At 41.2% G+C, this 12,095-nt stretch carries 11 protein-coding genes, 1 tRNA gene and 3 pseudogenes; 10 read left to right on the forward strand and 5 right to left on the reverse strand.

The features are described from left to right. Positions 1–264 precede the first annotated feature (264 nt). The gene (locus OH460_RS25680) at positions 265–1,296 is read left to right on the forward strand and encodes an IS630 family transposase (protein WP_270000015.1); all 1,032 of its coding nucleotides are present in this window, start codon (positions 265–267) and stop codon (positions 1,294–1,296) included. 409 nt (positions 1,297–1,705) lie between these two features. Here the strand turns inward: OH460_RS25680 and OH460_RS25685 are convergent, their stop codons facing one another. From OH460_RS25685 to OH460_RS25695, 3 genes are all read right to left on the reverse strand, one after another. Then, entirely contained in the window at positions 1,706–2,062 is a 357-nt protein-coding gene (locus OH460_RS25685) for a hypothetical protein (protein ID WP_270000016.1), read from the reverse strand. A gap of 99 nt (positions 2,063–2,161) precedes the next feature. Beyond that, positions 2,162–4,093, reverse strand: a complete 1,932-nt coding sequence (locus OH460_RS25690) for an alkyl/aryl-sulfatase (protein WP_443088697.1) — start codon at positions 4,091–4,093, stop codon at positions 2,162–2,164. A gap of 151 nt (positions 4,094–4,244) precedes the next feature. Then, complete coding sequence (locus OH460_RS25695; RefSeq protein WP_270000018.1) at positions 4,245–5,219, reverse strand: helix-turn-helix domain-containing protein; 975 nt, start codon at positions 5,217–5,219, stop codon at positions 4,245–4,247. 706 nt (positions 5,220–5,925) lie between these two features. Between OH460_RS25695 and OH460_RS25700 the strand changes: the two genes are divergently transcribed. From OH460_RS25700 to OH460_RS25730, 7 genes and pseudogenes are all read left to right on the forward strand, one after another. Then, positions 5,926–6,138 (forward strand): P-loop NTPase fold protein, encoded by a 213-nt coding sequence (locus OH460_RS25700; protein WP_270000034.1) that lies wholly within the window; start codon positions 5,926–5,928, stop codon positions 6,136–6,138. Continuing rightward, positions 6,048–6,380, forward strand: coding sequence for a hypothetical protein (locus OH460_RS25705; protein ID WP_270000036.1), 333 nt, complete (start codon positions 6,048–6,050; stop codon positions 6,378–6,380). The genes OH460_RS25700 and OH460_RS25705 overlap by 91 nt, the downstream gene beginning before the upstream one ends. Continuing rightward, positions 6,349–6,990: pseudogene (locus tag OH460_RS25710) on the forward strand (IS630 family transposase); the annotation flags it as partial. The gene OH460_RS25705 and the pseudogene OH460_RS25710, both read left to right, overlap by 32 nt. A 329-nt stretch (positions 6,991–7,319) precedes the next feature. Beyond that, positions 7,320–7,736 carry a M23 family metallopeptidase gene (locus tag OH460_RS25715; RefSeq protein ID WP_270000019.1) on the forward strand — a complete coding sequence of 139 codons (417 nt, stop codon included), beginning with the start codon at positions 7,320–7,322 and terminating at the stop codon, positions 7,734–7,736. Positions 7,737–8,009: 273 nt separating this feature from the next. Beyond that, positions 8,010–8,450, forward strand: a complete 441-nt coding sequence (locus OH460_RS25720; protein ID WP_270000021.1) for a bactofilin family protein — start codon at positions 8,010–8,012, stop codon at positions 8,448–8,450. Positions 8,451–8,709: 259 nt separating this feature from the next. Beyond that, positions 8,710–9,420, forward strand: a complete 711-nt coding sequence (locus OH460_RS25725; protein WP_270000023.1) for a winged helix-turn-helix domain-containing protein — start codon at positions 8,710–8,712, stop codon at positions 9,418–9,420. After that, entirely contained in the window at positions 9,417–9,890 is a 474-nt protein-coding gene (locus tag OH460_RS25730) for a hypothetical protein (protein WP_270000025.1), read from the forward strand. The genes OH460_RS25725 and OH460_RS25730 overlap by 4 nt, the downstream gene beginning before the upstream one ends. A gap of 49 nt (positions 9,891–9,939) precedes the next feature. On the opposite strand, the gene OH460_RS25735 is transcribed toward OH460_RS25730, so the two are convergent. Together OH460_RS25735 and OH460_RS25740 are read right to left on the reverse strand one after the other, a co-directional pair. Next, positions 9,940–10,542, reverse strand: a complete 603-nt coding sequence (locus tag OH460_RS25735) for an outer membrane beta-barrel protein (RefSeq protein WP_270000026.1) — start codon at positions 10,540–10,542, stop codon at positions 9,940–9,942. Between the two features lie 525 nt (positions 10,543–11,067). Next, positions 11,068–11,143 (reverse strand) — tRNA-Asn (locus OH460_RS25740). A gap of 54 nt (positions 11,144–11,197) precedes the next feature. On the opposite strand from OH460_RS25740, the pseudogene OH460_RS25745 reads away from it, so the two are divergent. After that, a pseudogene (locus OH460_RS25745) lies at positions 11,198–11,578 on the forward strand (phosphorylase family protein); the annotation flags it as partial. A gap of 382 nt (positions 11,579–11,960) precedes the next feature. Continuing rightward, positions 11,961–12,092 (forward strand): annotated as a pseudogene (locus OH460_RS27485) (IS982 family transposase); the annotation flags it as partial. Between the last annotated feature and the right edge of the window lie 3 nt (positions 12,093–12,095).

The raw sequence follows: 12,095 nt of genomic DNA on the forward strand, positions 1-12,095 counted from the left end.
CAACACCTTTGAACTGTGTATTTGTACAGCATTATAGCAATTCAAATACAGTACTAGCAAAAGAATCTAACGATACCATTGTTCAACTATCTATATGAAAATTAGTTCTACTCAGAAAAGCATACTAAAACTACGCCTATCCACATCAGTGATTAAGTCTGATTTGATAATTATGAAACTGGAATTTGTGAGAACCATAAACTATATACCCGTGATCATTGAAGGTGCTTGATTTTCTTTAAAATCAGGATCATGCTACGAACCATGAAAATTACACTGACTCCTCAGCAGAAACTACAACTCGAACAAATGCACGACATTGAACGTGATAGTCGGGTCTGCGACCGTATTAAGGCTGTTTTGCTGGCTTCTGAAGGCTGGAGTCAGACTATGATTTCACAAGCTCTTCGTATTCACGAATCGACTGTTGCTCGTCATCTCAGTGATTATGTTTTCTCTGAAAAACTTAAGCCTGAAAATGGCGGAAGCCAAAGCAAGCTTTCTGCAACTCAAACCATGCACCTAATCGAGCATTTGACTGAGAAAACCTATTCTCACACGCATCAAATTGTCGCCTACGTTAAAGAGACATTTGGACTTGATTACACGGTTTCTGGTATGAACAAATGGCTTCACCACAATGGTTTTAGCTACAAGCAGCCGAAAGGCGTTCCACACAAATTTGATGAAGCAAAACAACAAGCTTTCATCGAGGCTTATGAAGCGCTAAAGGCAAGCTGTGGCGAGGATGAATCGATAGTCTTTATTGATGCAGTTCACCCAACACTATCAACAAAAATATCTCGTGGCTGGATACGAACTGGTCAGGATAAAGTGATTGAAACAACGGGTAATCGTAGCCGATTGAACATTATTGGCGCACTGAACCTATCGGATATCGGTGCAACCATTGTTCACGACTATGAGAACATTAACAGTGAAACGATTGTTCGCTTTTTCTGTAAGTTAAGAGAGAGTTATCCGTTAACCCATAAGCTTCATATCATCTTAGATGGTGCGGGGTATCACCGCAGTGACTTAGTCAAAGATGCGGCGTTTGTCCTGAATATTGAACTGCATTATCTTCCACCTTACAGCCCAAACCTCAACCCAATAGAGCGGCTATGGAAAGTAATGAATGAGAAGTCGAGGAACAACGTTTACTTCAAAAGAAAACGGGACTTCAAGGAGGCAATAGACCAATTTTTTGCAGTGACTCTTCCAGAGATCGCAGGCTCTTTGACATCTCGAATTAATGATAATTTTCAGATTCTCAAGCCTGCATCTTCAAGTTGATTCGGTATATACATCAAGTTACCTTACACATCCCAGCACTATTTACTAATGTTATTTTTGTTTGTTCTTAGGTTAATTCATTTCGAGGCAAGTTGGTTATTGAATTCACGAAATATATTTATGGGTATTGGTGGTTCAGGCCGAAGCTTTTCTCTGGTTATGTAAAGCCTCAGGAATAATACCGGATAGATCTTTTGAGTGTAATGTCAAGGGATGGCCTCACTAAGTAGAAATTTGAACTAAAAGAGCTATTATTTATGCTATTAGATAATATTATTTATTGGATTTGGGTGTATTGGTTCGTATAGAGACATAAGGAAATGACGCTACCTAGACGATCAGGTAGCATCATGACTTTAGAGTCGATAGATTAAGCCCACGTTAATTCGGTAGAGCTTTTCAATAGAAATTACTTTAATTTAGCGACACCCAGTTCTAGTGCATTTTTATAAGATATCTCCCCCGTTACAATACTAGATAATGCAGCGGCAGATAAAATGAGAACTTTCTTATTTTTAGTAGGTTTTGTCACATGGATCTCTAACATGCCCATTTTTTTCTTTGCCCATAAATGACTATCAATAATGTAAAAGTACGTATCTTCCATCAACATAGTGTTCAGATCTTTCGCTAATAGCTTTAACCACCAACTGGTTTGTTGCAAACCGGGGATTCCTTCACGTAAGGTCGGCTTCGTGATAGTTCCTTCACTCACTTGTCTGTGCGTCGCAAGTGCAACATCTAACGCGTCAGGGTAGCTTTCCATGAAAGGGTTATTGAAAACGCCGTCAAATGTGCAAGCCCGTGTTGGACTTGCACCTAACGATACACAAATAATGAAGACTATTGTTATCGTTTTCATTACTTAAGGAGTCACTATGTTGAACCAGAACTTAAAGCTATCCAGCATGCCCATGAAATCTTTGAACACTTCGGAATCACCTTCAATCACCAAGTCACCGTTAGCTACTGCGCTCTCTAACGTCACTTGCCCTAACTGAACATCATCCAAAGTTTTCTTAGACAGAGTTAAGCTAACATCCGGCTTTGCCTCAATTTCACGTGAATAATTAAGAACCGAATTTTCCATCGACAAAGTGTAAGCTTCTTCCAGGTCGGTAAAGGTAATGTTGATTGAAAAATCCTTGCCTTCTGCTTTTTCAGGCAAGATGCGTACCGACAAATAGTCAAACAACATTTCTGGAGGCATGTTTTTAATAATGTCAGGAGACGCTGTGGTTAGTTCGCCAGATTCAGGTGTTCCGTTGCGAAGTTCATAAGCTCCCTGTAAGTAAATCGAACGCCAAGGCCCTGATTCGGCTTGGTAACCTAACTGTTCATACGTATCAGCTAATAACGCTTTGCTCTTTTTCGACTGAGGGTTAGCAAACACAACATGCTTTAACACCTCAGCAACCCAGCGGTATTTCCCTTGAGCAAAGTCAGCTTGGGCTTTTTCCAACACAGCTTGCTCTCCCCCCATATATTCGACATAGTTTGCAGCCGCATTCGTTGGCGGTAGATTGTTCAGATCAGAAGGGTTACCTGAATACCACCCCATATAGCGTTGGTAAACAGCTCGACTGTTGTGACGTAACGTGCCGTAGTAACCACGAGTTGCCCAATTCTCCTCTAGAGATTTCGGCAAGGTAATTAATTCTGAAATCTCTTCGCCCGTATAACCTTGGTTCATCAAGCGGACGGATTGATCATGTGTAAATTTGTAGATGTCTCGTTGTTTTTTAAAATAATCGACGATGTCCTTTTGTCCCCAGACTGGCCAATGGTGGCTTTGGAATTTAACTTCAACTTTATCCCCCCACATCTCAATTGTTTCGTTTAAGTAACTCGACCACTTCAGCGCATCACGCACTTGAGCGCCACGTAAAGTGAGGATATTGTGCATTGTATTCGTGGTATTTTCAGCCATCCACAGTGCTTTTTTCTCAGGGATCCAAGTATTCATCTCAGTCGGTGCTTCGGTGCCAGGTGTATACTGGAATACTAACTTAACGCCGTCGACCATTCTCTCCTCACCTGTTTCTTTGATAAAGTCGGTTGGTTCAATTAACGTAGCTAGACCCGTAGAAGTGGTTTGGCCTAGACCTCCATTTACACCACCAAGCTCATTTCGAGGCAACAAAGCACCATACATGTAGATAGCGCGGCGCCCCATCGCATTACCGGCGATGACATTTTCTGCTACCGCGTGCTCCGTAAATCCATATGAAGCAATAATCTCAACTTTTCCCGCTTTAACATCCTTCTCGTCAACAATCCCACGTACACCACCAAAATGATCTAAATGGCTATGGCTATAGATGACGGCGGTCACAGGTCGCTCGCCTAGCTCTTGATTAACGAACTCTAGAGCTGCCTTTGCAACTTCCTGAGAAATAAGTGGGTCAAATACGATCCAACCTTTTTTTCCTTCAATAAAGGTGATGTTTGAAAGGTCATAACCTCGGACTTGGTAGATCCCATCCGTTACCTTGAACAAACCATTGATCATATTAAGTTGCGCATTTCGCCACAAACTTGGGTTCACGCTATCTGGTGCAGCCTTATCTAAAGAGATGTATTTTTTATAGGACTCCAAATCCCATACAACATCACCATTCTCATTTTTAACTGTGACAGTGTCCTGCACAGCGATCAAACCTCGCTGGGCATTACCAAAGTCCTCTTTGTCATTAAAGGGTAAGGCCTGTATCACTTTTTTATTAGCCGCTATGGTTGCCTTTGAGGCGGGCTTGGAGTCATTAGCGATCACACCGGTCGACAGCGTCAATATCATTAATGCAACTAAATTCTTGTTCATATATCAATACCTTATGAGCTAAGTATAAGTAGGAGCTCTGTCCTAACTCATAAATGTTATCAATATGTTTTTCATTTAATATGCGATATCCGCAAGCATCTAATAGTTGTATGTTTGAGACACTAAATTAATGTGCTTGCTTCAAGGTTTGTGATGGGAGTTGGTTGTAAAAATGGCGATACTCTTTGGCAAACCTGCCGAATTCAAGAAAACCCCATTTGAGAGCAATATTAACCACTTTGGCACTTTGATGATCAGCGCGGATGAGGTCTCGATGAGCCCCATTAAGCCTGACAATTCGTAAGTACTGGATAGGAGTTACACCGAGCATTTCGCGAAAGCCATATTGAAGGCTGCGCTCACTGAGATTAGCGACCTGACATAGCTCGGAGATTGTTGGTAGCTGGTGAGCATTGACATCAAGGAACTCGATAACTCGACGTACACCTAGTTTCCTTTTTGAAAATGGCTTTAGTTTTTCATTCTTCTCTAGAGTAGGTGTTAGCACATTAAGTACGAGTGTCATTACCGTATCACTCAACAACTTGCTGATAGATTGATACTGAAACAGTATTGGGTTTTGCTGTAACAGTATAATAATTCGTTGTACCCCAAGACGATAGGCGATTAAAGCGCTATCAGCCGTACAGGCGACTCGGCTAGATAACCACGACTTGGGAAAGGCTTGCCCGGTGAGTCGTTGGTACTGAGTATAGAAATGTTCTCTTTCAAACGCGGTACATACATACTGAAGTTGATTAGATACCTGTATGTCCCACTCCCCACCGGTTGCTTGAATGAAGGGTTTATCAGGCAAGTCGCAACCATAGAAACTGCCGAGAGTTCCGTTAGAAGTAATTGCAGCAAAAGGTAAAAAACGTTTACCCGGAGTAGCCTGAATTTTCGTCCCTAAGTTAATGCTCTCTGTAAACAACTGAACATGATCAAGATTCACCTCGTCATACCGAGCATGAAATTCGCCTGGAGTTAACTGGGTATACAAGCGATTTTTACCAGGTTGAAAATGCGACAATAAACCGTTGTCAGATGTGGATAGTGAACGTATACGTTGTATGCCATTGTTAATGGGGGCATTAAGCATGGTTGAGACTTCGTTATTCAAAGCTATAAAATAATAATTTCTGTATAAATGTTAATCAATTATCAGCTATTTTTATAAAACTAATAGAGACATCATTAATATTAGTGATATCTCTCACAAAAATATTACTCCCTGTCGCGAAATCCCATCAGCAAACCAAGCCTTAGGTGAATCATATCTAAATGGGGGGGAGTAAAGCTCCGTGTCCAATATCTCTTATCGAGGTGGCTTTGAATTTTTATAGAGACTATGTGAATGCGTTTGTAGCTCAGTTCAGAGCCTGACAAATGTTTATGGTTTCAAGATACTTTTTCTAATCTGATCGAAATGGTTTAGAGCAGCACGCCTAAAACGTTTCTGTCCATCTTCGAGTCAGCGAGATCTGCGCTGACTCAGTTATGCCCCATTCTAAGCTAGCACCTGACCTATTTCTTATGCCACAAAGTTAGGATTAATGGCCTCTACAATCAATATATTCATATAGTTGAATTACCACTGTACAATCCCCATAAAAGATAAGGGCAAATACGAAAGCTAAAAGGCCACAGAGAACTCTCTGGCATATTGCTTTCACAAAAAGTTTGAACAATCAAACTAATGCTGTAATGGAGTTAAGATGTGGTCTGATAAAGAATCCTCACTAGACTTTTTAAATTTTAGTGAGACGGCTGAGTCGATTAAGGACCTAGTCACCGAAAAAGAATTGATGCCAATCTCTGTTGGTGTTTTTGGTGATTGGGGGGCAGGTAAGTCAACAATCTTAGAATTGACCAAAAAGTCAATATCTGAAGGGAGGATGACTACATTCAAGTCCATTTCGATGCTTGGATGTATCAGGGTTATGACGATGCAAAAGCCGCGCTACTGGAGACAATTGCATCGACCTTGGTTAAGCAAGCGAAAGACAATGCCAGCTTGAGTGAAAAGGCGAAGGCTTTTGCAGGACGTGTTGACATTATTAGGTCTTTGGGACTGTTAATGGATGGAGGTGCAGCCCTAGCTGGCGTCCCTACCATGGGTGGGTTTCAAAAATTAATGGGGCTATTTACTGGTGGCGAGAATGGCGAACTAGATTTTAGAGATGCCAAGGATGCTTTAGATGGTGCGAAGCAGATAGCGAAAGAGAGTAAAGCAGCCGAAAGGCGTTCCACACAAATTTGATGAAGCAAAACAACAAGCTTTCATCGAGGCTTATGAAGCGCTAAAGGCAAGCTGTGGCGAGGATGAATCGATAGTCTTTATTGATGCAGTTCACCCAACACTATCAACAAAAATATCTCGTGGCTGGATACGAACTGGTCAGGATAAAGTGATTGAAACAACGGGTAATCGTAGCCGATTGAACATTATTGGCGCACTGAACCTATCGGATATCGGTGCAACCATTGTTCACGACTATGAGAACATTAACAGTGAAACGATTGTTCGCTTTTTCTGTAAGTTAAGAGAGAGTTATCCGTTAACCCATAAGCTTCATATCATCTTAGATGGTGCGGGGTATCACCGCAGTGACTTAGTCAAAGATGCGGCGTTTGTCCTGAATATTGAACTGCATTATCTTCCACCTTACAGCCCAAACCTCAACCCAATAGAGCGGCTATGGAAAGTAATGAATGAGAAGTCGAGGAACAACGTTTACTTCAAAAGAAAACGGGACTTCAAGGAGGCAATAGACCAATTTTTTGCAGTGACTCTTCCAGAGATCGCAGGCTCTTTGACATCTCGAATTAATGATAATTTTCAGATTCTCAAGCCTGCATCTTCAAGTTGATTCGGTATAGAGGCGATGAAAAAACATCCCTGAAAATAATGCTGCAAACATACCTACGAAAACTGAATTAAGTTTTCCAAATCGTTTACGTGACCCATTAACGTTTTTAGTTTCCATACTTTTACCCCTCGTTTATACAGCTGCTTTTCTCTCTCTGCGATGGCGTCATATTTGTTCATAGCGGAAGCAAGACGCTTTCTGTTGCGCTCGACGGGAAAATTTGCAGGGCCAGTAATGGCCGATGACATACAAACGGATTCAGCATGTATGTAGTTGATAAAGAGTTGAGCGACTTCTTTTTGAAAGTGTTTATGGATCTCTTCTAAATATTGGCTTTGTCCGATGAGTCTTTGAATCTAAGAGAAAGAGTAGATAATGCCGCTTTGACCACCGCTGTTCGCTATCAAATGATGCAGATGATACCCAATGGTCGACCAGTTAAGAGCGGTTACCTCTCGTCATATTATGGACATCGTGTTCATCCCGTTACCAAGGCAAAAAGTATGCATCGTGGCATTGATTATGCGGTGAATGTTGGGACACCAGTATTTGCGCCTGCTGAGGGAATTATTGAAGTTGTCAGAAAAAGTAATAAGGGCTCTGGCAACTTTCTTCGAGTGGCCCATTCTTACGGTTTTACTTCATCTTATTCACATCTCAGTGCGTTTAAAGCTAAGCGTGGTGAATATGTAAAAAAGGGTCAATTAATTGGCCTAACGGGCCAGGGCGACCGCACGAGTGTTTGATATTTAAGCAGATGAACTAACTTGCTTTTCAGCGGCTAGATAATAATTGTTACATCGTTTAATTATAAAGCGACCTCCGCTTAAGGATTAAACTCAAATTGAGCAAAAAACGTTCATGCGTTTACCCTGCCTAACGGGCAACTCGGGGCTATCGACTGGTTATCACCTTCACTATGAAATTCGTTTGGTTGGGCGCTCTCTCGATCCTTTGCCTTTTACCAAGTGGGAAATGAATAATTTTGATGCGATTTTTAAATCGAACGAGGATGTACAATGGGATTATTTAGTAAACATAATAGAGAGCCAAATGGCCACAGCGCTCAAACTGTCATCGCAGAAGGCACCTTTATCGAAGGACAGTTCAAACTTACTTGCCACATCCAGATAGATGGTCAGGTAAAGGGGAATATAGAAACGGACAGGTGCGTCACCATCAGTGCTACAGGTTCAGTGGAAGGTGCGATTCGTTGTGAGTGCCTGATTGTTAATGGTCGTTTTTTAGGCAAAGTATATTCCAAAACCTTACAAATTCTTGAGCACGGGTATCTTGAAGGAGAAGTCTCGGCAACTGAATTTACGATAGAAAAAGGTGGCGTGTTTTTAGGTAGCTCAAAGAATATCAAAGCAGAAGAAGTAGTCCCTTTAGAGAGTGTGAAAAAACGTGATAAAACGCCACCTCAGCAAAGTAAAAAAGACGCACAGCAATACGCCTGATGGGAACTAAATTTGAAATGAAAAAAGCTGTGTTTTGCCCACACGGCTTTTGTTTTTTTGATAAGTTTATTTATATTAACCTGCGCTAAGCTTTAAGTAATGTTATTTTATTGTCATATACAGGCCCTTTAGTTCAGATTACTCGCCTGTTCCTTTTTGACAGGTAACTCACAAATCCAAGTATTAAGCTACCCTAGCTTAGTACTTGTGCTTTTGAATGATTGACTGAGACCATTTTTACACTTGGACAAGGATAGACGTGACTAGCCAGTACACATGTGATGATTTGATATTTGACGTAGAGAAGATGACGGTAAGTACCACCTATCATAGCCGTTCTCTTAACTATAATGAATGTTTATTACTGAAAACATTATTAGACAATGCCAATCAGGTATTAGCAAAAGAGGCGCTTAAGTCGGCAGGTTGGCCTGATACCATAGTGACAGATTCGTCATTGCAAAAATCCATTCAGAAGATTCGCTTGGCGATTGCTATTTCCAATTCAGTAGAGTTAAAAACTGTGGTTGGAGTTGGGTATATGCTGTCATGTGAATGTGCTGGTAAGCTAGATAAAGTGGAAGGTGTTCTACCTGCTAGCAGTGGGCGTAAAACAATGTCACTGAGAACATGGGCGAGATTCGCGCTTGGTATCGCCAGTGTTGTTTTGCTTATTGCATCGTTTCTTGAGTTTACTAAAGTGACCAATACGCAGCTAATATCCTATCTCAATCCTGACTATGAGCTTCTTGACGTTGATGGTAAGCAAGTTCTTAGCAAGCATGATGTTGAAATTCCACCACAAGTGTTAGACATGATAAAAGCGTCTCAGTGCGACTGTTTATATTTTTTTGGTCTTAAAAATGGTCGCTACAACATTTCGGTTCATGATAACGCCACTCACCGTAGTGACAATTACTTCGTTGAAGAAGTAATGTTTCCTCAGTTAGCAAAGGAGTTGGCGAAATGAAGAGTCTCAAATGTTGGATAAGTATCTTTATTGCCTCATTGTTGGGTTATGGTAGCTCGTTGTATTTTAGTAGTCAGCAATTGCTAATTGAAGGGCGTTATATTGCTCGTATTCAAGGGTACTCAAAGGCCAATGGTCAGTGGCGAGAGAGAATTGAGGTAAGTCTCAATCGAGAACAAATAGAATCCACTATATCAGTTGAAGGTGATGGATTGGAAGGTGTGGCGTTATTTGCGCTAAGTGGTGAAGTCACTCAGTCTGAAAATGGCGCTTTTGAGTTGTCATATTCCACTGAGCCGATTCAAACCTCCAAAGTGATAGATGGCTACCATGCAGTCACTTATACATCACTATTTTTATCTGGTAAATCAAATAACGTTTTGGTTTATCAAAATGAAGATATAGTGATGCTGGAAGGGACTAGAGGGGCGGTAATGCTGACGCGCAGTGAAAATTCTATGTTGAGATAAAAAACTCCCGGCAAAAGCCGAGAGTGATAAGGACAGTGTTTAGCTTCAATTAGAAGTGGTATTGAACGTTAGCCATAAAGGTTACGTCGTCTTCGATTTGCTCTTCATAGGACCATAAACCTTCACCAGCTTTTACTTCACCGTCGTGAGCTGTGTAGGCGATTTCAGCGCCTAGGCTCCATTTTTGAGTTAGTCTGTAGTCTAGACCGGTTTGAACACCATAAGTAAGGCCATCTAGGTCATCTGCATCGCTTTCAAAAAATTCGTAACCCATATGCGCACCCACAGTCCAGCTAAGCTTGTTAGCGATAGGTAGCATATAATCATAGCTAACAGTCAGGTCTGTACGGTCAATGGTATGATCTTCTCCGTCAAACTCAAGAGCATCATAAGCAAGGTTCATTTTTACTCTATGGTGGTCATTAATAATCGCACCACCACTCAATCCAGTAATTAAAGACGGATCGGTATCATAAGAATTTTCAAACGGGGTTCCATCTTCCTCTGTTCCGGTTGCCTTCGATTTACCGCTGATATGAGTACCGGCATCAAAACCGACAAAGTAGTCATAAGTATTTTCTGCACTTGCACCAAATGTCGTTGCTGCTGCCAATGCGCCCAAAGCGAAAAATTTTACTGTTTTGTTTTGCATACTATGTATTTCCTAGGTATCTAAAGCTAACAAGTAGCTGACTCTGTTGTTATCGATTTTTTGTTTCACGCTGCGGTGAAAGTGGCGACTAAGTTAGAGCCTTGGGCCTAAAAACAGAAAGGAATTACACGGAATCACGCAGAAAAAAAATAAAGCCTAATCATTTACCTTTTTTTTGGTTTCTTTGTCATTTTAAGTGACTGTTATTATTTGTTTTTTTAACTTTTAGTGATTTGTTTTTTTTGTGTTTAGTGGTGGTTTTTTAGAAAAAAATGGTTGAGTTCTGCGTTGGTTTACTTTTCTCTTAGCCATTAAGTCATAAAAAATCGATGGAGGATAGGATGGCCTAGTAATCAGACTTATTTGCAAGATGACAAAACATGTATTGCAAATGATCTACTGGTTGTATTGGGTATAGGTGACGGTCTTGTAAGATTAGCGAGAAAACGTTAAGCGAGGTCAGTCAAGAAAAATAGGGCAAGGTGTAAGACAAAAAAAGACGCCATAAGGCGTCTTTTTTGAATTTGGCTCCCCCTGCGGGGCTCGAACCTGCGACATACGGATTAACAGTCCGCCGTTCTACCAACTGAACTAAGGGGGAATTGCTTTAAAAGCGCCGTGAATGTTAGCGATGAGCTACTTTGGTGTCAACTAGACTTTCTTACGAGTTGGTACAACGGGTGCCATACAGCCACATGTGAATGTTGGTGATATGATTGTATCGACAGGCTCGGTTCGCCTAGATGGTGCAAGCCTGCACTTTGCTCCAATGGAATTTCCTGCTGTGGCTGATTTTTCAGTCGCGACGGCGATGAAAGCAGCGGTGGAAGAGTCGGGAGCTCAAGTTCACATGGGCGTGACGGCATCAAGTGACACTTTCTATCCCGGCCAAGAACGTTACGATACTTTCTCGGGTCGAGTGGTGAGACGTTTTCAAGGCTCGATGAAAGAATGGCAAGATATGGGGGTGCTGAACTTTGAAATGGAATCAGCCACTCTGCTAACAATGTGCGCAAGTTCTGGCCTAAAAGCAGGTGTCGGAGGACATTAAAGTTTAAAACATTTTCTCGTGTAGAGCTTGTTGCTAGGTAATGTCACAAGGAGCAATGTAACAATAAAGATTGAAACTAAATTAACCTAACAACCTCCGGGATGCTAGCATCATGACAATAAAGTTTAAAACTTTCACCACAGCATTGGTATTTTAAACCATCAAAAGGAATACAAACCTTATCGTTACTATTGTGTCCAGTTTGGTTGGAACTGATAGTCTTGCTTCTTTGATGCTCGATAATTTACTTTTCTTCAACTAATGTTCCCTAATTAACCTGAACTTGGGATAAAAATAGAAGTGAACTAAACGCTGGTTCTGCGATCAGATCTTTCGACCAAGAGATAACAATCGCAGGGAACCAGCTATGCATAAACTAGTAGACTCATTTTGCCATGTCGATGACTTTTGTAAGGCTTTTCTACCTCAATGGTAAAAACTTCAACTTGAAAACGGTAAGCATAAAGGAAGCATGTCTGAAAGTGAAATAATACCAATTCCA

It is taken from the genome of Vibrio sp. Makdt (assembly GCF_027587015.1).
Taxonomy (GTDB): domain Bacteria; phylum Pseudomonadota; class Gammaproteobacteria; order Enterobacterales; family Vibrionaceae; genus Vibrio; species Vibrio chagasii_B.